The 19,141-nt window shown below is 66.6% G+C and carries 16 protein-coding genes; 7 read left to right on the top strand and 9 right to left on the bottom strand.

What is annotated here, in order from left to right:
• Positions 1–239: 239 nt before the first annotated feature.
• Entirely contained in the window at positions 240–1,445 is a 1,206-nt protein-coding gene (gene tyrS, locus VGM71_RS17595; protein WP_331547581.1) for a tyrosine--tRNA ligase, read from the bottom strand.
• Between the two features lie 180 nt (positions 1,446–1,625).
• Between tyrS and VGM71_RS17590 the strand changes: the two genes are divergently transcribed.
• Both VGM71_RS17590 and VGM71_RS17585 read left to right on the top strand, forming a co-directional pair.
• Complete coding sequence (locus VGM71_RS17590) at positions 1,626–3,080, top strand: OapA family protein (protein WP_331547579.1); 1,455 nt, start codon at positions 1,626–1,628, stop codon at positions 3,078–3,080.
• Positions 3,081–3,082: 2 nt separating this feature from the next.
• On the top strand, positions 3,083–4,207 hold the full coding sequence (locus VGM71_RS17585) for an anhydro-N-acetylmuramic acid kinase (protein ID WP_331547577.1): 1,125 nt from the start codon (positions 3,083–3,085) through the stop codon (positions 4,205–4,207).
• Positions 4,208–4,270: 63 nt separating this feature from the next.
• Here VGM71_RS17585 and VGM71_RS17580 read toward each other — a convergent pair whose 3' ends face one another.
• The 3 genes from VGM71_RS17580 to VGM71_RS17570 form a co-directional block, all read right to left on the bottom strand.
• Positions 4,271–4,600, bottom strand: coding sequence for a hypothetical protein (locus tag VGM71_RS17580; protein WP_331547575.1), 330 nt, complete (start codon positions 4,598–4,600; stop codon positions 4,271–4,273).
• A gap of 78 nt (positions 4,601–4,678) precedes the next feature.
• Positions 4,679–5,974 carry an AmpG family muropeptide MFS transporter gene (locus VGM71_RS17575; protein ID WP_331547573.1) on the bottom strand — a complete coding sequence of 432 codons (1,296 nt, stop codon included), beginning with the start codon at positions 5,972–5,974 and terminating at the stop codon, positions 4,679–4,681.
• Between the two features lie 4 nt (positions 5,975–5,978).
• Positions 5,979–6,749, bottom strand: coding sequence for an exodeoxyribonuclease III (locus tag VGM71_RS17570; protein ID WP_331547571.1), 771 nt, complete (start codon positions 6,747–6,749; stop codon positions 5,979–5,981).
• 121 nt (positions 6,750–6,870) lie between these two features.
• Here VGM71_RS17570 and pyrE point away from each other — a divergent pair, with 121 nt between their 5' ends.
• Complete coding sequence (gene pyrE, locus VGM71_RS17565; RefSeq protein ID WP_331547569.1) at positions 6,871–7,518, top strand: orotate phosphoribosyltransferase; 648 nt, start codon at positions 6,871–6,873, stop codon at positions 7,516–7,518.
• Positions 7,519–7,616: 98 nt separating this feature from the next.
• Complete coding sequence (locus VGM71_RS17560; protein ID WP_331547567.1) at positions 7,617–8,273, top strand: DUF4124 domain-containing protein; 657 nt, start codon at positions 7,617–7,619, stop codon at positions 8,271–8,273.
• 142 nt (positions 8,274–8,415) lie between these two features.
• Here the strand turns inward: VGM71_RS17560 and VGM71_RS17555 are convergent, their stop codons facing one another.
• From VGM71_RS17555 to coaBC, 3 genes are read right to left on the bottom strand one after another with little or no spacing between them, the layout of a single operon-like run.
• Positions 8,416–10,719 (bottom strand): phosphomannomutase/phosphoglucomutase, encoded by a 2,304-nt coding sequence (locus tag VGM71_RS17555; RefSeq protein WP_414675162.1) that lies wholly within the window; start codon positions 10,717–10,719, stop codon positions 8,416–8,418.
• Between the two features lie 54 nt (positions 10,720–10,773).
• The gene (dut, locus tag VGM71_RS17550; RefSeq protein WP_331547563.1) at positions 10,774–11,229 is read right to left on the bottom strand and encodes a dUTP diphosphatase; all 456 of its coding nucleotides are present in this window, start codon (positions 11,227–11,229) and stop codon (positions 10,774–10,776) included.
• Positions 11,226–12,437: a bifunctional phosphopantothenoylcysteine decarboxylase/phosphopantothenate--cysteine ligase CoaBC gene (coaBC, locus tag VGM71_RS17545; RefSeq protein WP_331547561.1), complete on the bottom strand. Its 1,212-nt coding sequence runs from the start codon at positions 12,435–12,437 to the stop codon at positions 11,226–11,228. Before coaBC ends, dut begins: the two co-directional genes overlap by 4 nt.
• Positions 12,438–12,636: 199 nt before the next feature.
• On the opposite strand from coaBC, the gene radC reads away from it, so the two are divergent.
• The 3 genes from radC to VGM71_RS17530 all read left to right on the top strand — a co-directional run bounded on the left by radC (position 12,637) and on the right by VGM71_RS17530 (position 16,212).
• Complete coding sequence (radC, locus tag VGM71_RS17540; protein ID WP_331547592.1) at positions 12,637–13,347, top strand: RadC family protein; 711 nt, start codon at positions 12,637–12,639, stop codon at positions 13,345–13,347.
• Positions 13,348–13,789: 442 nt separating this feature from the next.
• Positions 13,790–15,478 (top strand): arginine--tRNA ligase, encoded by a 1,689-nt coding sequence (argS, locus tag VGM71_RS17535; protein ID WP_331547559.1) that lies wholly within the window; start codon positions 13,790–13,792, stop codon positions 15,476–15,478.
• On the top strand, positions 15,478–16,212 hold the full coding sequence (locus tag VGM71_RS17530; protein WP_331547557.1) for an SPOR domain-containing protein: 735 nt from the start codon (positions 15,478–15,480) through the stop codon (positions 16,210–16,212). Before argS ends, VGM71_RS17530 begins: the two co-directional genes overlap by 1 nt.
• 118 nt (positions 16,213–16,330) lie before the next feature.
• On the opposite strand, the gene VGM71_RS17525 is transcribed toward VGM71_RS17530, so the two are convergent.
• Both VGM71_RS17525 and speA read right to left on the bottom strand, forming a co-directional pair.
• On the bottom strand, positions 16,331–17,191 hold the full coding sequence (locus VGM71_RS17525; protein WP_331547555.1) for an NAD(P)-dependent oxidoreductase: 861 nt from the start codon (positions 17,189–17,191) through the stop codon (positions 16,331–16,333).
• A complete protein-coding gene (gene speA, locus VGM71_RS17520; RefSeq protein ID WP_331547553.1) occupies positions 17,188–19,074 on the bottom strand; it encodes an arginine decarboxylase in 1,887 nt (628 codons plus the stop codon). Before speA ends, VGM71_RS17525 begins: the two co-directional genes overlap by 4 nt.
• Positions 19,075–19,141 lie beyond the last annotated feature (67 nt).

Genomic DNA, 19,141 nt, shown 5'->3' with positions numbered 1-19,141 from the left:
ATCACTTGCGACACCTTTCGCTGTCGCCCTCTGAACATTTCGTCCCGAGGTGAGCCGCCCATTCTATATCGTTTTTCCTGTCCGTCAACACCTTCGAGAATCTTTTTTCGAAGCCGCCGACGGGGGCGATACAGCTGCCGTAGCGTTCGTCATTCGACGTGGGCCGCTGCGGGAGGGCGAATAATACGGATTCCTAGGAACGCCGCAAGACCTTTTGTGAACTTTTTTTGAAACTCATGTTAAATCAGCCGGATGCGAGCAAAGTTTCGCTTGCCCACCTGGAGCACGCCCTCGAAACCGGCCGCGAAGACGCGCGCTGCGTCTTCCACCACCTCGCCGTCGATACGCACCGCGCGCTCCTTGAGCTTTCGGTTCGCCTCGGAGTTGCTTGGCGTGACGCCGGCGGCGGTCAGTAGCGACGCCAGACGGAAGCCTTCAGGCGGCGCCGGGATATCGGTCAGGGGCAGGAGCGAGGTATCGCCTTCCCCGCGCACCACCGCGTGCCAGCCGGCAATGGCCTGCTCCGCCGAGGCCGCGTCGTGGAAGCGCGCTGCCAGCTCGCGGGCCAGGCGCAGCTTGGCGTCGCGGGGATTCAGTGCCCCGGAGGCGATGTCCACCTTCATGCGCGCGAGCTCGTCCAGCGCGACCTCGAAGCTCAGCAACTCGAACCATCGCCACATCAGCTCGTCCCCGATCTTCATCGTCTTGGTGACGATGTCGATGGCCGGCTCGTTGATGCCGATGTAATTGCCAAGCGACTTGGACATCTTGTTGATGCCGTCCAGTCCCTCCAGCAGGGGCATGGTCAGCACGATCTGCGGCGCCTGGCCATGGTGTTCCTGAAGGGCGCGGCCCATCAGCAGGTTGAACTTCTGATCGGTACCGCCGAGCTCGACGTCGGCCTCGAGGGCCACGGAATCGTAGCCCTGCACGAGCGGATAGAGGAATTCGTGGATGGCGATGGGTTGCTCGCCCTTGTAGCGCTTGGCGAAGTCGTCGCGTTCGAGCATGCGCGCCACCGTATGCTGCGCGGCGAGGCGGATCATGTCGGCCGCGCCCATCTTGCCGAACCACTCGGCATTGAAACGGAGCTCGGTTTTTTCGCGGTCGAGCACCTTGTAGACCTGCTCGGCGTAGGTTTCCGCGTTGGCCAGCACGTCCTCCCGGGTGAGCGGCTTGCGGGTCACGTTCTTGCCCGTCGGGTCGCCGATCATCCCGGTGAAGTCGCCGATCAGGAAGATGACCTGGTGGCCGAGGTCCTGGAACTGGCGCATTTTGTTGAGCAATACCGTATGACCCAGGTGCAGGTCGGGAGCGGTCGGATCGAAGCCCGCCTTGATGCGCAACGGCCGGCCGAGCTTGAGGCGCGCCTCGAGGTCTTCCTTCTTGATGATCTCGTCGGCCCCGCGGGCGATCGAGGCCAGGGCGTGCTCCAGCTCGTTCATGCGTTCTCTCTATGGGTAGGATCTTCGACCTTCACGAATGGTTGTGAAGAGGCCGTGTCGGTTAATTGTGCGTTAACCGCAAGATGCGATGCAAAGCCTTGATGGGAAAGGCGTTGACGGCCTTTGCACAGGGCCGTTATGGTAAGCGACAACACGGGGCGAGCGGGTACAAGAAAGACAATGAGTGATCAGAACAGAGGCGCGCACAGCGCCCGCAAGCAGGCCATCCGGCGCAAGGCGCAGCGCCGTCATTCGCACTTCTACGATGCCCGCGCCCACTGGTCCTTCAGTCGTAACGCCTCGTCCGAGCCCCTGAGCTGGACCCGCGAGCGCTGGATCCTCGCCGGTACCGCCTTCCTCCTCGTCATCCTTTCCGCGCTGGTGATCCCCGCCTGGGCCGGCGCGATGAAGAAGCAGTCCCTCGTCACCGCGACCCCGACGGTGCACGCGGTGGTTCCGCTCGCCGTACCCCGTATCGACCCCGCCAGCACGAACCCGCTCAGGCCCGTCGAGGACTGGCAGACGGTACAGGTGCAGCCCGGCCAGACCCTCGCCGACATCTTCCTCGCCCAGGGACTCTCGATGACCGACCTGCAGCATGTCATCGACGGCGCGGGCGGCACGAAAGTGTTTCACCGGATCAACCCGGGCCAGGAATTCCAGTTCCTCGTCAGCGGCGACCACGTGCTGAAGGGCGTGCGTTTCGACCAGGACGAAGCCAGCATCGCAACGATGCGCCTCGACGGCGCCTCCCCGCAGCTCACCGTGCAGCAGCGTGACGTGCAGCGCCGCGAGCACATCGCCCATGGCGAGATCGACAGCTCGCTGTTCGGCGCCGCCTCGAAGGCCGGCATGAGTAACGCGATGGTGCTGAAGCTCGCCGAGGTGTTCAAGTTCGACATCGACTTCGTGCAGGACCTGCGCGTCGGCGACAACTTCACCGTCGTGTACGACGACGTCTATAGCGACGGCGCCTTCCTTCGCGAGGGCGACATCGTCGCCGCCGAGTTCGTGAACCAGGGCAAGCGCTACACCGCATACCGTTTCAAGAACACCGACGGCAAGGTCAGCTACTTCAGCGAAGAAGGCCGTCCGCTCACTGGCTCGTTCCTGCGCATTCCGGTCGACTTCACGCGCATCTCGTCGCAGTTCAGCGCCGGCCGCATGCATCCGATCCTCGGCAAGATGCGCGCGCACAAGGGCGTGGACTATGCGGCGCCCACAGGCACGCCGATCCATGCGGCGGGCGACGGCGTGGTGAAGTTCCGCGGCTGGATGAACGGCTACGGCAATTTCGTGGTCATCCAGCACAACGCAACGATCAGTACCGCTTACGGCCATATGTCGCGCTTCGCCAACCTGCGCGTCGGCCAGCGCGTCAGCCAGGGCAGCACCATCGGCTACGTCGGCATGACCGGCCTCGCCACCGGACCGCACCTGCACTACGAATTCCGCGTCAACAACGTGCAGCGCGACCCGCAGACGGTCACGCTGCCGAAGCCGGAGCCGCTGCCCGCCGCGCAGCTGGCGAAGTTCAAGAAGGAAGTGGTCGGCCCGCAGCTCGCCCGCCTCAACCGCGTGGAAAGCAACATGAAGCTTGCCCGGAACGACGCCGGCCCGGCCGGCAACGACTGAGCGTGACCGTCACCAGGGACGGCCTTTACCTCGGCCTCATTTCCGGCACCAGCGCGGACGGTATCGATGCCGCGCTGGTTCGCTTCACCGATGGGCGCCCCGGCCTCGTGGCTGGCCTCACGCATCCCTGGGATGAAATCCTGCGCGGCAGGATCCTCGCCGTGGCGCAGGATGAGCTTCGCCTCGACCTCGATGCGTATGGACGGCTGGACGTTGCCGTCGGGCTCGCCTTCGCCGATGCCGCACGTGCGGTACTCGACCGGGCGGGCGTCGCGGCCAACGAGGTGACGGCTCTCGGTTCGCACGGGCAGACCATCCGACACCGGCCCACGGGCGAGTTTCCTTTCACCCTGCAGATCGGCGACCCCTCGGTGATCGCCGAGCGCACTGGCGTCGATACCGTCGCCGACTTCCGCCGCCCCGACATCGCCGCGGGCGGCCAGGGCGCTCCGCTGGTACCCGCATTCCATGCCACGGTATTGCGCCCTGAGCAGGGATCGCGCGTGGTACTCAACCTTGGCGGCATCGCCAACGTCACCCGGCTTGCGCCCGACGGCGGCGTCACGGGATTCGATACGGGTCCGGCCAATGGACTCATGGACGCATGGTGCTTGCGCCACCGCGGCCAGCCGTTCGATCGCGATGGCTTGTTCGCGGCATCGGGCCGGGTGGATCCCACCCTCCTCGCCGAACTGCTCGCCGACGCTTATTTCGCGTTGTCGCCGCCAAAGAGCACCGGGCGCGAACACTTCCATCTCGCGTGGCTGGATGCCCACCCGCGCGTGGCGGCGCTGGCCCCGGAAGACGTGCAGGCCACCCTGCTAGCCCTTGGCGCGGTGTCCGTCGTCGATGCGATCGAGCAGTATGCGGCGGACGCCACCGACGTCGTCGCCTGCGGCGGCGGCGTGCATAACAAGGCATTGATGGACGCGATCGCCGTGCGTCTCGAAGGACGGCCGCTGCATGCCAGCGGGGCCTTCGGGATCGATCCGGACATGATGGAAGCGATGGCTTTCGCGTGGCTCGCCTATCGCAGGCTTCGTGGCGAGCCGGGCAATCTTCCGGCGGTTACCGGCGCCAGCGGATCGAGGTTGCTTGGCGCTGTGTACGCCGCGCCTCGGACGTAACGCCTGCCTGAAAAAAGGAGTCAGGCAAAAGGGCCAGGGTCACGATCGCTCTGACCGCTTCCTTCAGCACGATTCGGAGGTCTTCGCGGGACGCAGCGCGGCGTCGGCCAGCGTCGAAGGCGAGGCCTGGGCCAGGGCTGAGAGCGCCTCCTGGAAAGCGGCCTGCTCCTCGGCATCCCACGCACCCGTGAGGTGTGCGATGTCGCCGGGTTCGAGCAAAAGCTCGTTGAACACGTCGCCCGGACTCAAGCCGAGCCCGTAGCGCAACGCGTGCAGGATTACCTCATTGATCGACCAGCGGCGTTCGCGAGCGAGCGTCTTGATCCGCTCTGCCATCTGCTCGTCGATGTGTCTCACCACGATATCTGGCACGTGCGTGACCTCCTCGCGCATGCCCCCTGTGGCGGCGATCTTACACAGTTTTGGCACGTTGCGAAGATCATCCGTCCGGCCTAAGACCCTTCCCATCGTTCAATCCGTGAGCGAGTCCACAGGCCGGGGCATGCGGCGCCACAGCAGCGCCAGCACGACCAGGGTTGGCACGATGGATACCGTGCTGAGCACGAACAGCGAAGGGTAGCCCGCTTCCTTGACCAGGAAGCCCGAGAAGCCGCCGAGCAACTTGCCCGGCAAGTTTGCCAGCGCGCTCAGCAGCGCGTACTGCGTGGCGGTAAAGCTGCGGTTGACCAGTCCCGACATGAAGGCGACCAGCACCGGTCCGGCAAAACCCTGCGCGAAGTTGTCCCCGGAGAGCGTCGCGACGAAGGCCCAGGTCTGCCCCGGGTTGGTCGCCATGATCAGGTAGAGCATGTTGGACAAAGCCACGCCGAGGGCGGAGACCACCAACAGCCGGCGCATCTCGAAGCGGATCACCGCCCAGCCGCCGAGCAGCGCGCCCACGATGCCGACGATCACGCCATAACCCTTCGAGACCTCGGCGATCTGGATCTTGGTAAAGCCCGCATCGAGGTAGAACGGATATGCCATCACGCCCAGCATCTGGTCGGGAAGGCGAAACAGAGCGACGAAGAGGAGCAGCCCCAGTGCCAGTGCGAGGCCATACCGCGAGAGGAAGTCCTGGAAGGGCCGGATGAAGCCTTCCTGCACCGCCTGGCCCAGCGGCACACGCTCGCGCACCCGGTGTTCCGGTTCGCGCGCCACCAGCACGGCGATCACCGGAATCGCCAAGAGCGCGCAGATGGCAACGTAGCCCCCCTGCCAGCCGAAGATGTCGGCAACGACGAGGATGCCCGCACCACCGGCGATGAGCCCCAGGCGATAACCCAGCGTGTAGGTGGCGGCAAGCGCGCCCTGCGCCTCCTGCGGCGCGATCTCCACGCGGTACGCGTCCACCACGATGTCGATGGTGGCACCGGCGAGTGCGGCGACGAAGGTCACCGCCATGAAGCGCGCAAGCGAGACTTCGGGCGGCATCGCCGCCATGCCCAGCAAGCCGGCGCCCAGCAGGACCAGCGCGAACATGAGCCAGCCACGGCGCAACCCGAGGCGTCCGAACAGTGGCAGCCGGAACTTGTCGACCAGGGGCGCCCAGAGGAACTTGAAGTTGTAGGCGAAGGTGACGTAGCTGGCGATGCCAATGGCACCGTAATCCACGCCGGCTTCCTTCAGCCACGCGGACAGCGTGTTGCCCACCAGCAGGAATGGCAGGCCGGAGGCCAGGCCGAAGAAGAGCATGGTCACGGCGCCCGGCTGGGCGAACGCGGCGAATACGCCGCGCAGGCCTTTGTAACGTACAGCCCCGGTCATCTGGTTACTCGGCGTAGTCCACGGTAAAGGGAGCGTGGTCGGAGAACCGCTCGTCGCGGTAGATCGAGCAACCGCGCAAGCGGTCGCGCAGGCCCGGGGTGACGATCTGGTAGTCGATCCGCCATCCCACGTTGTTTGCGCGCGCCTGGCCACGGTTCGACCACCAGGTGTATTCCACGGCCTCGGGCTTGATGGCGCGGAAACTGTCCACCCAGCCGATCTCCTTGAACAGGAGGTCCAGCCACGCCCGTTCTTCCGGCAGGCAGCCGGAGTTCTTCTGGTTCGAGGTCCAGTTCTTGATGTCGTTCTTCGTGTGCACGATGTTCCAATCGCCGCACAGCACGTAATCGCGCCCGCTGGCGGCCCACTCGCGCAGGATCGGCGTCAGCCATTCCATGATGCGGAACTTGTACTGCTGGCGTTCGTCGCCGGACGATCCCGATGGGATATAGAACGACACCACGCTTAGATTGCCGTAGCGCGCTTCGATGTAGCGGCCCTCGCAGTCGAAGTCCTCGCGGCCCAGCGACACGCGCACCTCGTCGGGCTCGCGCTTCGAGTAGATCGCCACGCCGCTGTAGCCCTTCTTGCTGCGCGCGTCGTGATAGAAGCAGTGATGTCCGTCCGGGCGGAACATCGGATCGGTCAGTTGCACTTCCTGCGACTTGGTTTCCTGCAGGCAGACGACGTCGGCATCCTGCTTGCGTAGCCATTCGAACACGCCCTTGGTGGCGGCGGAGCGGATACCGTTGGCGTTCAGGGAAATGATGCGCATGGGACCTTGATGGGACATTCGGCGATCCGGCCATGATAACGGGTTGTACCATGGCGGCCATGCCGGGCCCGCGCGAGCTGCCCGCCCCCTTCGTCCCACATCGGCCCCTGAGAGATCCCCCGTGCACGATTACCAGCGCGAATTCATCGAACTCACCCTCGCCCGCGACGTCCTCCGCTTTGGCGAGTTCACGCTGAAATCCGGTCGCAGCAGCCCTTACTTCTTCAATATGGGCCGGATCGATTCGGGTGCGGCGCTGGCCCGCCTGGGCCGCTCCTATGCCGCCGCGGCCACGCGCTCGGGCGTGCCCTTCGACATGCTCTTCGGCCCTGCCTACAAGGGCATCGCCCTTGCCGCGGCCACCGCTATCGCGCTCGCGGACAATGAGGGGCGCGATGTCCCCTGGGCCTATAACCGCAAGGAAGCGAAGGATCACGGCGAAGGCGGCACGCTGGTGGGCGCGCCCCTTCGCGGCCGCGTGCTGATCGTGGACGACGTGATGACCGCCGGCACGGCCGTGCGCGAGTCGCTGGAACTCATCCGCGCCCAGGGCGCGGAACCGGCCGGCGTGCTGATCGCGCTCGACCGCCAGGAACGCGGCCAGGGCGAGCGTTCGGCGGCGCAGGAGGTGTCGGCACAATTCGGCATCCCCGTCATCGCCATCGCCAGCCTTGCCGATGTGCTCTCCTACGCGGGGGAACGGCCCGAACTCGCCCCCGAGCACGGTCGCCTCCTCGCCTACCGCGAGCAGTACGGCGTAAAGGCCTGAGGAAAACGGCGACTGCGTCACGTGCCCGACGCCGCTTGCCGGCCGGGCACAATCCGTGCACCTGTGCTGGCTATACTCCGCCCACAGGAGGGGACAGCATGCGAGCAGCGCGTTACATCCTGGCGGGGGCGGCCCTGTGCATCGGCACGGCCGCATTCGCCCAGAAGAATCCGACGAACAACAACGCCTACCGCTATCGCTGGAAGGACCCGTCGGGGCAATCTTATTTCAGCGACAGCCTCACGTCCGAAGCGATGAAGGCTGGTTATGACGTGGTCAACGCCCAGGGCACGGTGGTGCACCACGTCGACCGCCAGCTGACGGCGGACGAGCGCGCGGCGGCGAAGAGGATTGCCGACCAGAAGGCGGCCGCCGACCAGGCAAGGCAGCAGAAGCAGCGCGAGGATGCGCAGGTGCTCAATGCGTATCCCACCGAGGCCGACTTCACCGCGGCCAAGAACGCCGAGCTGGACAACTTCGAGCAGGCGGCGCGAACTACCCGGCTCAACCTCCAGGGCCAGGAAAAGGCCCTGGCCGACCTGCTCAACCGCGCCGGCGACCTCGAGCGCGCCAAGCAACCGGTTCCGAAGTACCTCACCGATCGCATTACCGACCAGCGCAATACCGTGGCTGCATTACGCGCCACGCTGCAGCGCCAGCAGGATGCGAAGGAAGCGGCACGGGTGGGTACGGAAGCGCAGCTGCGCCATTACCGCGAGCTGAAAGCGGCCGACACGGCGAACCCGGGGCGCTGACGCGGAGCCCCTGTGGGAGCGCGCCTTGCGCGCGGCAGATTTTCGCCCCTGCCGGGCCGTTCGCGCGCCAGCTCCAGTGCGCGGCCTCAGAACATGTCGCGCGCAGGGCGCGCTCCTACATAGGAGCTACCACTTTGGCCGCCTAGAACGGCAGCGGCAGGTTCCTGTCCACCGCCAGAAGGCGCTGGCGGAACGTCTGCTTGATCCGCTCCAGTGCGCGGCTGCTATCGGCGTCGAAGCGGAAGATCAGGGCCGGCGAGGTATTCGATGCCCGCACAAGGCCCCAGCCATCGTTCCAGTCCACGCGGATGCCATCGATAGTGGTGATGCGCGCATCGTCGAAGGTCGCCGAGGCGCGGAACGCCTCCATGAACCGGAAATGCGAACCTTCCGCCATCGGCAATCGCAATTCAGGGGTCGAGACGCTCTTCGGCAGATGGTCAAAAAGCTCGGCGACGGTACGCTCTTCCGGGTCGCCAGCCACGATCTCGAGAAGGCGCGCGGCGGCATAGATGCCATCGTCGAAGCCGTACCAGCGATTGTTGTCGGCGAAGAAGAAATGTCCGCTCATCTCGCCTGCCAGTGCCGCGCCGGTCTCGCGCATCTTCGCCTTGATCAGCGAGTGCCCGGTGCGCCACATCAGCGGCACACCGGCGGCTTCCTGGATCACGGGACGCAGGTGGCCGGTGCACTTCACGTCGTAAATCACCGTGGCGCCCGGATTGCGTGCCAGCACATCCTGAGCGAACAGCATCAGCAGGCGGTCGGGGTAAATGATCTCGCCGGTTTGCGTGACCACCCCGAGGCGGTCGCCGTCTCCATCGAAGGCGACGCCGAGATCGGCACCGATCGTGTTCACCGCGGCGATCAGGTCGGCCAGGTTGTGCGGATCGGACGGATCAGGGTGATGGTTAGGGAAGCGGCCATCGACGTCGCAGTACAGCGGAATCACTTCGCAGCCGATGTCCTCGAGCACGCGTGGCGCGACCGCGCCGGCCACGCCATTGCCTGCATCCACGACCACCTTGAGCCGTCGTTCCGCGGCCACGTCGCCGGCGATGCGCCCCACGTAAGCATCGACGATGGGCTGCTCGCGCCAGGTCCCGCCGCCATCCGCCGGCAGGCGGCCTTCGACGATGCGCCGGTGCAGGTCGGCGATGGCGTCCTCGGCAAGCGTTTCGCCGCCCACCACGATCTTGAAGCCGTTGTGGTCCGGCGGGTTGTGGCTTCCGGTAACCGAAACGCCGCAACCCGTGCCGAAGTGGTACGCGGCGAAATACACCAGCGGCGTCGGCACCATGCCGAGGTCGATCACGTCGATTCCAGCGGCACGCAAGCCGTCGGACAGCGCGCCGGCAAGCTCCGGGCCCGAGAGCCGGCCGTCGCGGCCGACCACGATCTCGCGCAGGTCGTGCTCGAGCATGCGCGCACCGATGGCCTGGCCGATGCGATGGGCCACGCCGGCGGTCAGTGCCGAACCCGCCACGCCGCGAATGTCGTACGCGCGGAAGATCGAAGGATCGACCGCCTCCGCTTCGCCCGGCGGCGAAGCGGGTGCCGGTGCCGGTGCCGAGGTAGACATCGCGGGAGGGAGCCGCGGCTTACGCACGACATCGGCGACGAGCACGTCTTCTTCCGGGGCGGGCTCCGGCAGTGCCACGGGCTCCCGGCGCATCGACCACAGAAGGAAGGCGCCACCGGCCAGGCCCACGAGGGCAAGCAGGATGGCCAATGCCTCCGAGTGGGGGATGACGATGAAGGCCCGCGGCATCGCCGCGAACACATAGAGGGTCGTGCCGGTCACCTGCTGGCCTTCGGCCTCCAGGTCGGCGGAACGCGAACCGTGGGAGAGCAAGGCAAGACTGTCGCGTCCGCCGCCCTGGCGCAGTTCGACGCGTCCGCCGCCAGGCGAGACGGCCTCGAAGCGATGCGCCAGATCGTCGAAGGGATACTCCAGCCAGATCCAGGCGCGCACCCCTCCGCCGCTCGTGACCGGCTCGACCATGGTGAGCCGGCGCTCGCCGTGGTCCATGGAGGTGGAAGCGGGCGGAGACCCCTCGCTGCCAAGGGCGGCCATCAGTTGCGCCGCCTTCGCGTAACCGAACTCGCGGTAGTTCGCCCGCACGACTTCGTCGAGCCCGCCGCTGTAGACCTCCACGGCCCGCACCGCGGGCAAGGTCCCGCGCAATCGAATGGCCGTGGCCTCGTGATCGTCGATCGTTTCCACCAGGCCACTGCCGGCCAGCGCGCGATGCAGCGCCTCGCGCTTCGCCGCGACAAGTTCGCCAAGTTCCCTCACCGCTTGCCGTTGCGCCGCGCGCGTCCGTTCGGCCGCGCCGCCTTCGTCGGCGATCAGCCAGGCCTGCCACGCGCAGAACGCTCCGGCGACGACCAGCAGCGTCGCACCCGCCAGGGGCAGCAACCGTCGCAGATCGATGCCGGGCAAGCGCCTTGCCCCTCCCTCATTCCGAGCCATGGTGCCCCTTGTGTCCCCGGAGAATCAGACTACACCGGTGGAACCGAATCCCCCTTCGCCCCGCAGCGAAGGCGTGAACCCGTCGACGACGCGCAAGCGCGCCCGACCTACCGGTACCAGCAATAATTGCGCAATCCGGTCGCCCGGCGCGATGGTCACGTTCGCGTTTCCACGGTTCCAGCAGGAAATCATCAACGGACCCTGGTAGTCCGCGTCGATCACGCCCACCAGGTTACCCATCACCAACCCTTGCTTATGGCCCAGGCCGGAACGCGGAACGATCAGGGCGCACCATGCCGGATCGCCGATATGAATCGCCATGCCGCTCGGTACCAGCACGCTTTCGCCGGGGGCCAGGACCACGGGGGCATCCACCGCGGCGCGCAGGTCCATGCCGGCGCTGCCTGCCGTGGCGGGCTCCGGCAGGGGGATGCTGTCGCCCAGCCGTGGGTCGAGGATCTTCAGTTCGATATCGATCAAGGGGTGGTTCCGGATCCGGAGAGGAATCGTTCCGCGATGCGCGCGACGAGCTGGCGGGCCAGTTCCGTCTTCGGCATCTCGGGCAGCGTCTCCTGGCCGCCGGGCCAGTAGAGGTGCAATGCGTTGTCCGCCACTTCGAACCCCTTGCCGTCGCCGACTTCGTTGGCCGCGATCATGTCGATGCCCTTCCGGCGCAGCTTCTCGCCGGCGTAGCTGGCGAGGTCGCGCGTTTCCGCCGCGAAGCCGACCAGGTACGGGTGCTCCGTGCCGGCCGCCAGCGAGGCGATGATGTCAGGGTTCTCGGTGAGTTCGAGGTGAAGCGGCGCGCTGGCCGTCTTCTTCAGCTTGTGCTCCGCCCTCTCGCTCGGACGGTAGTCGCCAACCGCCGCGGCACCGATGTAGATGTCGGCACCCCGTGCGGCGTGGAGCACGGCATCGTGCATCTGCCGGGCGCTGCGCACGTCCACGCGGCGCACGCCCGGTGGCGTCGGCAGGGCGACCGGACCGGCGACGAGCGTTACGTCGGCCCCGGCATCGCGCGCGGCCGCGGCCACGGCGAAGCCCATGCGGCCGGAACTGCGATTGCCGATAAAACGCACGGGATCGATATCTTCGTAGGTGGGTCCGGCGCTGACCACGACCCGGCGTCCGCGCAGGGTCTGGTCGCCGAACGAGGCGACAAGGATGTCGCGCAGTTCGTGCGGCTCCAGCATCCGCCCCGAGCCGATGTCGCCGCACGCCTGGTCGCCGTCCGCGGGGCCGAGCACGCCGATGCCGCGAACCCGCAGCGTGCCGACATTTGCCTGCACGGCGAGGCTCGCCCACATCTGCTGGTTCATCGCCGGCGCGACGTAGATCGGCGCGGCGGTGGCGAGCACCACGGTGGAGAGGAGATCGTCGGCGAAGCCATGGGCCAGTCGCGCGATGGTGTCGGCGCTGGCGGGCGCGATCAGCACGCGCTCGGCCCACCGGGCCAGCTCGATGTGACCCATGGCGGCCTCGCCCTGCTCGTCCCAGAGGCTCACGCGCACCGGTTGTCCGGACAGTGCCTGAAAGGTGGTGGGCGTGACGAAATGGGTGGCCCCTTCGGTCATGACCACGCGCACGTCGGCCTCGAGGTCGCGCAGGCGTCGCACGAGCTCGCAGATCTTGTAAGCGGCGATACCTCCGGTAACGCCAATGAGGATGCGACGCTGGCGAAGACTCATGACGGAACGACACTCTTCGGGTGGATCGTTAGCTTAACGGATTCCATCCGGGCACTCCGGGCCCGTTTTTCAGAATTGTTCTATCGCCACGCACCCGCGCCAACCCTAACTTGTAGCCTGCGCCGCGCGCCGCGTGCGGCATCGACATGAGGTAGGGAAAATGAAGTCCGGGTCCGACGATCCGTCCGCCATTCGCGAAATGCCCGTCGCGACTCCGGCGTACCGTTCACAGCCCATCCGCAGCTGGGCCGCTCACGAGCGCCCCCGCGAGCGCCTCTACGCCCATGGCGCCGCCGCGCTGTCCGATGCCGAACTCCTCGCCGTGCTTCTCGGCAGCGGAAGCGCCGGCAGCGATGCGGTCGCCACCGGGCGCGCCCTGCTCTCCCGCGCCGGCAGCCTCGGCCGCCTGCTGGCGGAGGCCGCAGAGATGCCGCCGGTCAGTGGCTTCGGGCCGGTGAAACGCGCCCGCCTGATCGTCACGCTGGAATTGGCGCGCCGCGCACTGGGCGAAGGCCTGATCGACCTGCCGCGCATCGAAAGTCCCCGCGACAGCGCGCAATACCTTCGTGCCCGCATGGTCCACCTGCGTCACGAGGTCTTCGCGTGCCTCTTCCTCGACACCCGGCACCGCGTGCTCGCCTACGAGGAACTGTTCCGGGGCACGATCGACGGGGCAAGTGTCTATCCACGCGAGGTGGTCCGGGCCTGCCTGCGCCACCACGCCAGCGCCGTGATCCTCGCCCATAACCATCCCTCGGGGGTGGCCGAGCCCAGCGCCGCCGACGTGGAGATCACACGCACGCTGGTCGACGCCCTCGCGCTGATGGACATCCGCGTCCTCGATCACCTGATCATCGGGCACGGCCAGCCGGTATCCCTGGCCGAGCGCGGCCAGCTTGGCCAGGGCTAGAAAAGAAAGACGGCGCGAGTGCCGCTCGCGCCGTCATGGGTTACCTTTCGAGGGAGGGGCAGGTAACCCGCCGTGCCGTTGGCCGGGGAGACACCGGGCACGTGGAGAATCATGACAAGGGGCCATGACAGCCGAATGACGCGCTGCCGCAATCCCCGTGACCAGCCCGGGCGTACACCAGTCCGTGGACTTATGCACATCGGCCAAATTTGGAACTTGGGCGTCACAGTTCTTGCTTCCGCGCAGGTCACGCCCGTAACTTATTGATCGATTTGATCATTACTCGTTACGCCATGATGTCAGCGGGCGCTCCCGGCGACCGGCGCGGCCGGCGGCCTTTCTTGCCCACAGAGTTATCCACAGCCTGTGGACATGCTGTGGGGCATGTCCGGCGGGCCCCATCTGATAGGATTGCCGGTTCCATGGCCGCGTCGCACATCCCGTGAAACAAGAGTTGAAACAACTGGTATTGCAGGCCATTGGCATCATGCGCGAGTCCGGCAAGCTGCCATCCGATTTCGTGGCGCCCGTGTTCGTGATCGAGCGGACCCGCAGCCGCGAACATGGCGATTTCGCCACCAATGCCGCGATGATGATGGCCAAGGTGGCCGGCCGTAAGCCGCGCGACATCGCCACCGATCTGGTGGAGGCCCTGCCGGTCTCCCCGCTGGTCGGCAAGGTGGAGATCGCCGGTCCCGGCTTCATCAACTTCTTCCTTCCCCCGGCCGCCTTCCACGCGGAAATCGAGCGCGCCTTGGGCGAAGGCGACCGCTATGGCCACAATCGCGATGGCGCGGGCCGCACCGCGGGCGTGGAGTTCGTCTCGGCGAACCCTACGGGCCCCCTCCATGTGGGCCACGGCCGCGCGGCCGCCATCGGCGATAGCCTGAGCCGCCTGCTCCAAGCCGCCGGCTGGAAGGTGACCCGCGAGTTCTACTACAACGACGCCGGCGTCCAGATCGCCAACCTGGCACTTTCCACGCAGGCGCGGGCCAAGGGCATCGCACCCGACGAGGCCGGGTGGCCGGAGTCGGGTTACCGGGGCGATTACATCGCCGAGGTGGCTCGTGCGTTCCTCGCGAAGGAGTCGGTCGAGGCCGACGGCGAAACCGTGGTCGCCAGCGGCGATGCCGACAACCTCGACGACGTGCGCCACTTCGCCGTGGCCTACCTGCGTCACGAGCAGGATCTGGACCTCAAGGCCTTTGGCGTCGGCTTCGACGTGTACTACCTCGAGTCCTCGCTCTACACCGAGGGCAAGGTGGAAGAAACGGTGGGCGAACTCGTCGCCCAAGGCCATACCTACCAGGAAGGCGGGGCATTGTGGTTGCGCTCCACCGATTTCGGTGACGACAAGGACCGCGTCATGCGCAAGTCCGACGGCACCTATACCTACTTCTTGCCCGATGTCGCCTACCACCGCACGAAGTGGCAGCGCGGCTACGAGCGCGCCATCACCGAGTTGGGTTCGGATCACCACGGTTCGCTGGCTCGCGTGAAGGCCGGCCTCCAGGCGCTCGATACCGGCATTCCGCCGAACTGGCCGGAATACGTGCTGCACCAGATGGTGACGGTGATGCGCGGCGGCGAAGAGGTGAAGATCTCCAAGCGCGCCGGCTCCTACGTCACCCTGCGCGATCTCATCGACGAAGCCGGCCGCGATGCCACGCGTTATTTCCTCATCGCGCGCAAGACCGATTCGCAGCTGGTGTTCGACATCGACCTGGCCCGCTCGCAGAGCAACGACAACCCGGTCTACTACATCCAGTATGCGCACGCTCGCGCTTGCCGTGTGTTCCGCGAGCTGGCCGATCGCGGCCTGTCCACCGACCGTGGCAATGGCCTCGCCAAGCTCGACCGCCTCGACACCGTGCACGAGTCGGTATTGATGGTCGAACTGTCGCGGTATCCCGAAACGGTGGAGTCCGCCGCCGCCAATCTGGAACCGCACCTGATCGCGCAATACCTGCGCGAACTTGCGGGCGCGCTTCACAGTTACTATCACGAGCACAAGTGGATCGTCGACGACGCCGACCTGCGCGACGCACGCCTGGCCCTCGTGGCCGCGACGCAGCAGGTGTTGAAGAACGGTCTTGATCTGCTGGGCATTTCCGCCCCGGAGAGCATGTAATGGCAACACGCAAGAAGGGCAAAGGCCGCCAGGCCGTCCGCAATGGCTCGAGCGGCATGCCGGGCTGGAGCTGGGCGCTGATCGGCATCCTCGCCGGCGTCCTCCTCATGGCCTTCGCGATGCGCGGCACCTGGATGCCGATGATGCGCCAGCACGAAGGTCCCGAGCCCAACCCGCAAGCCACGGCGCAGAAGGGCAGCGACCCGGGCGTGGTGGACCAGGCCGAGGCCGAGAAACCGAAGAAGCCGTCCTACGATTTCTACTCGGTGCTGTCGGAGAAGGAAGTCCGCATTCCCGACGCGGAGATCCGCGCGCAGGCGAGCGCCGAGGCGCAGCAGAAGCAGCAGCAGACGGCCCAGCAACAGGCCGCGCAGCAGGCTGCCGCCGCGCAACAGCAGCAGGCCCAGGCCACCGCCGCCGCGGCCAACCTGCCGAAGGCCACCACGCAGACCGTCACCGCCGCTCCGGCGCAGCCGGCACCTGCCGCCGCCTCGGGTACCTCTGGTTACCTGCTGCAGGTAGGCGCGTTCCCGAGCGCCGCCGACGCCGAGGCACTGAAGGCCAAGCTGGCCTTGCAGGGCTTCGTCGCCAACGTGCAGTCGGTGAAGGTCGGTGCGCAGACGTACAACCGCGTGCGCCTCGGCCCGTTCAAGTCGGCCACCGAGCTGGAAAGCACGAAACAGCGCCTCCAATCGACCGGGATCAGCGCGATCGCACTAAAGGAAGGCGGTTGATGTAGGAGCGCGCCTTGCGCGCGACATGTTTTGAGGCCGTGAGCAACAGGGCCTGCTGCTCATCGCGAAAAACATGTCGCGCGCAGGGCGCGCTCCTACAACGTCTTCGTGCGAACGATTAGGGACGGCGCTTCAGGCGGATGAGTGCCGAAATATCGTCGTCGCCGTAGCCGCGCGACATCAGTTCGCCGAAGTCGGCCAGCGATTGTTCGATGATGGTGCGGTCGGTGCCAGCGTCGCTGGCGATACTGCGGACGATGCCCAGGTCCTTGTGCAACAGGGCCAGCTTGAAGCCCACCGAGAACTCGTTGCGCAACATCGTGGCGCCGCGCTTGTCGAGGAACCAGTTGCCCGCCGCGCCGGCCGCCAGCGTGGGGAGCAGGCGCTCCGCTTCCAGACCGAGCGCTTCGCCAAGCGCCAGCCCTTCCGTCACCGCGTGCGCGATGCCGGCGACCAGCACCTGGTTCACCGCCTTCGTAGCCTGGCCGCTGCCCACGCCACCCATATGCGTGACCCGCGCGGCATAAGCCTCGAGCACAGTCCGGGCGCGTTCGACCACCGCGGCATCGCCGCCCACCATCACCGAGAGCTTGCCGTTCTTCGCACCTTCGACGCCACCGGATACCGGCGCATCGAGGAAATCCGCGCCCACCTCGGCAAGTATCTGCGCCGCTTTCTTCGCGGTGGCCGGTGCCACGGTGGAATGATCGACGACGATCGTGCCCTTCTTCAGTGACGGCGCCAGCGCTTCGACCACGCCGATCACATCCGCATCCGCACTGACGCAAAGCGCGATGACATCGCAGGATGCGGCGATGCCGGCCGTATCCGGTGCGGCAACGCCGAGTTCGGCGGCGAGCGCATCGGCCTTCGCCTGACTGCGGTTGCCCACGGCGGTCAGCAAACCCTTGGTCTTGAGGTGACCGGCCATGGGAGCACCCATGGCGCCGAGTCCGATAAAAGCTGCCTTCAGGCTCATGTCGTGGTTTCCGCGAGGTAGGTGTAGCCCGTGAGGCCCTTGTCCAGCGTCGCGGCCAGCGTCTCTGCCTCGGCACCGGTGATACCGGCGGCAGCGAGGCGGTCGCTGTAGGACTGGCGCAGGGCCTTCAGGTCGTAACCGACGTAGTCGAGCATCAGGTCGGTGGTGTCGCCGCGACGGATGTGCGCGAACTCATAGCCGTCGTCCGTGGCGCGCACGTTCACCGCGTCGGTATCGCCAAACAGGTTGTGGATGTCGCCCAGGGTCTCCTGGTAGGCACCGACCATGAAGATGCCGAGCCGATAAGACTCGCCGTCCTTCAACTCGTGCAACGGCAGGCTCACATCCACGCCTTCGGCATCCACGTAATGATCGATGCGGCCGTCGGAATCGCAGGTGAGGTCGGCGATCACGCCACGCCGCAAGGGTTCCTCGTCGAGGCGCGAGATGGGCACGATGGGGAAGATCTGGTCGATCGCCCAGATGTCGGGCACCGACTCGAACACGGAGAAGTTCACGAAGTACTTGTCGACCAGCTTCTCGTCGAGGTCGTCCAGCGCCTGGCGATGTGCGCGCTCGGCCGGCAGAAGGCGCGGCCGCACCGCGTTTGCGATGGCGTAGAACAACTCGTCCAGCCGTGCGCGGTCGCGCAGGTCGAGCTGGCCAAGCGCGTACAGCGTCTGGCCTTCGGCGAAGTGGTGCTGGGCCTCGTGGAAAAGCTCCAGCGGCGGTCGATGCTCCAGCTCCGCGTGCGTGTCGCGCAGGTGGCGGAGCACCGTGGGCTCGCCCTCGCGCTCCGGCGGAATGGCGCCTTCGGGTACCGGTTCCACCTCGCTCACGTTCACCACCATCACCGCATGGTGTGCGGTCATCGCGCGGCCGGATTCGGTGAAGATGATGGGTGCCTTCATGCCGTACTCGGCGACCGCCTCGGCCAGCGGCTGCACGATGCTGGCGGCGTACTGCCCCACGCTGTAGTTGATCGAGTTGTAGCTGCGCGAGCGCGTGCCCTCGTAGTCCACGCCGAGGCCGCCACCCACGTCCACCACGTCGATGGACACGCCCAGCCGGTGCAGTTCCACGAAGTAGCGCACCGCCTCGCGCATGCCGGCCGCGATATCGCGCACGTTCGAGATCTGCGAGCCCATGTGGAAGTGCTGCAGTCTCAGGGTGTGCTTGAGGCCCGCGGCATCAAGGCGCTCGATCAGTTCCAGCACCTGGCCAGGGCTGAGGCCGAACTTGCCCTTGTCGCCGCCGGTGTTCTGCCACTTGCCGGCACCGATCGAGGCCAGGCGCACGCGCACGCCCAGGAGCGGCTCGACGTCCAGCGCCTTCGCCTCGGCGAAGACATGATCCAGCTCGGACAGCTTCTCGATCACGATGTGCACGCGCAGCCCGAGCTTGAGGCCGATGAGGGCCAGGCGGACGTATTCGCGGTCCTTGTAGCCGTTGCACACCACCATGCTTCCAGGCCGGGCGTGGGCGAGCACCGCCATCAGCTCCGGCTTGGAGCCGGCTTCGAGGCCGAAGCCTTCCTCGCCGGCGGCGACCAGTTCGCTGACCACGCCGCGCTGCTGGTTCACCTTGATCGGGTAGATCGCGGTGTAGGAACCGGCATAGCCGGCGTCCTCGATGGCCTTGCCGAACGCCCGCTGCAGGTGGGCGAGGCGATCGGCCAGGATGTCGGGAAAACGGATGAGCAAGGGCAGGCGAAGGCCTTCGGCGGTCGCCTGCTTCACGATCGCCGGCAAGTCGAGGGCGGGACCCTCGTCGCCGCGGGGACGCATCAGCAGGTGGCCATTGCCGGCCACGTCGACGTAGCCGTTGCTCCAGTGGGGAATCGCGTAGGTCAGCTTCGCGCGATCGGTGGTCCAGTTCGTCATGGGGGTGACGATCTCCATTGATTGTGTCGAGTCCCCGGGAGGGGGCGCGGAACAGTCGCAGCGGCGA

Source organism: Luteibacter sp., assembly GCF_036499525.1.
Classification (GTDB): Bacteria; Pseudomonadota; Gammaproteobacteria; order Xanthomonadales; family Rhodanobacteraceae; genus Luteibacter.
This window is presented reverse-complemented; position numbering and strand designations above follow the sequence as displayed.

Coding starts and splice junctions, on each gene's coding strand:
- tyrS (WP_331547581.1), bottom strand. CDS start 1,445: ATGAACGAGCTGGAGCACGCCCTGGCCTCGATCGCCCGCGGGGCCGAC.
- VGM71_RS17590 (WP_331547579.1), top strand. CDS start 1,626: ATGAGTGATCAGAACAGAGGCGCGCACAGCGCCCGCAAGCAGGCCATC.
- VGM71_RS17580 (WP_331547575.1), bottom strand. CDS start 4,600: ATGCGCGAGGAGGTCACGCACGTGCCAGATATCGTGGTGAGACACATC.
- VGM71_RS17575 (WP_331547573.1), bottom strand. CDS start 5,974: ATGACCGGGGCTGTACGTTACAAAGGCCTGCGCGGCGTATTCGCCGCG.
- VGM71_RS17570 (WP_331547571.1), bottom strand. CDS start 6,749: ATGCGCATCATTTCCCTGAACGCCAACGGTATCCGCTCCGCCGCCACC.
- VGM71_RS17560 (WP_331547567.1), top strand. CDS start 7,617: ATGCGAGCAGCGCGTTACATCCTGGCGGGGGCGGCCCTGTGCATCGGC.
- coaBC (WP_331547561.1), bottom strand. CDS start 12,437: ATGAGTCTTCGCCAGCGTCGCATCCTCATTGGCGTTACCGGAGGTATC.
- radC (WP_331547592.1), top strand. CDS start 12,637: ATGCCCGTCGCGACTCCGGCGTACCGTTCACAGCCCATCCGCAGCTGG.
- VGM71_RS17530 (WP_331547557.1), top strand. CDS start 15,478: ATGGCAACACGCAAGAAGGGCAAAGGCCGCCAGGCCGTCCGCAATGGC.
- VGM71_RS17525 (WP_331547555.1), bottom strand. CDS start 17,191: ATGAGCCTGAAGGCAGCTTTTATCGGACTCGGCGCCATGGGTGCTCCC.
- speA (WP_331547553.1), bottom strand. CDS start 19,074: ATGACGAACTGGACCACCGATCGCGCGAAGCTGACCTACGCGATTCCC.